Source organism: Bacillus sp. RO1, from assembly GCF_012524115.1.
GTDB lineage: Bacteria > Bacillota > Bacilli > Bacillales > Bacillaceae_I > Sutcliffiella_A.
The window spans coordinates 1-1,228 of record NZ_JAAZWB010000063.1 but is presented as its reverse complement, the minus strand read 5'-3'; the positions used below and the strand labels follow the sequence as shown (position 1 = coordinate 1,228).

Sequence of the window (1,228 nt, the reverse complement as noted above, 5' to 3'; positions counted from 1 at the left end):
TATAAATCTCGAATCGCACTCAAATAAGCCTTTGTGGCCTTACCGAACTTAAACTCTGTAACGTCCGTCACCCACTTTTCATTCGGCTTTTCTGCTTGGAATTCCCGATTTAACAGGTTTTGGGCAATATGATTAGGAGTCACTTTTTTGTAACGGCTCTTTTTTCTTCGAATAATGCTTTGAATGCCTAAAACACGCATTAATCTAAAGATTCGTTTATGGTTATAAGATGTTCCTAATCTTCGATTTAAAGTAATGGTCACTCTCCGATAGCCATAAATCCCCTTCACTTTTTCGAATAAAGTAGTAATCTCTTTCATTAATTTTTCACTTTCCCGTTCACGTTTTGAAGGCTCGCGTTTCAACCATTTGTAATAGGCAGACCGGGAAATCTCCGCAATGTCACAGAGCATCACGATAGAAAACCCTTCTTCTTGTTCAAGTTCGTGAATAGCTAAATACTTCTCCTCATGGCGTATCTGACTTATTTTTGCCTCCTTTCGATCTCCTCCAGCTTTTTTAGAAATGCGTTCTCAGCTCGCAATCGTTCATTTTCCCTTTCCAGCCTCTGCATCTCACGTTTTATCTTCTGTTCAGGAGAAAGTTCCACTTCTTCCTTTTTCCTCCCACGTTTATCCTGGAGGGCTTCTTCGCCACCATTCTCATACTTTTTCACCCATTGATATACTTGTTGGTAAGAGACCTTGAAGGTCTCCGCTGCCTTATGAAAATCCATGCCGTTCTCTAGATAATAGTGCACAATCTCTATTCGTTCATTTAAGGTAGTTTTTCGTTTGTTAGTCATAGTGAATTTCCTTCCTTTTGAAGTATCCTTTAACTCTCTATGACTATTATAATTCTTAATCCATTTTTGGAGGACAGATTTACTTGATATTTCATACTTCCTAACAAGTTCTTTTTGAGAGTACCCCCCGTTAAGGTATTCAAGGACTACCCTCAGCTTATATTCCTTCGTATACTCCTTCGAGGTAGGGTATAAACCTTTCTCCCCCAGACTCTCATACCTATCTATCCAATTATATATAGTGGAGGGACTAACATTATTTATATGGGCTAAATCTGTAATAGTGTGCGTTCGATTTTCCAAAGCCCTTATGACATTGATTTTGACATCGAAAGAGTTTGCTTTTTTTGACATTATAAATACTCCCCTTCGCGGAAACAGATTTTTGTTTTTTAATCTGTCTACTTAAAAGGGAGCATATCA

Annotated in this window: 2 protein-coding genes; both read right to left on the bottom strand. The window is 38.2% G+C overall.

Translation table 11 applies throughout. The features are described from left to right. On the bottom strand, positions 1 to 413 hold a 413-nt coding region (locus HC179_RS08900; protein ID WP_240948501.1), incomplete at its 3' end, for an IS3 family transposase. Between the two features lie 71 nt (positions 414 to 484). Then, positions 485 to 1,159 carry a helix-turn-helix domain-containing protein gene (locus HC179_RS08895; RefSeq protein WP_168864012.1) on the bottom strand — a complete coding sequence of 225 codons (675 nt, stop codon included), beginning with the start codon at positions 1,157 to 1,159 and terminating at the stop codon, positions 485 to 487. Positions 1,160 to 1,228: the final 69 nt, after the last annotated feature.

Coding starts and splice junctions, on each gene's coding strand:
- HC179_RS08895 (WP_168864012.1), bottom strand. CDS start 1,159: ATGTCAAAAAAAGCAAACTCTTTCGATGTCAAAATCAATGTCATAAGG.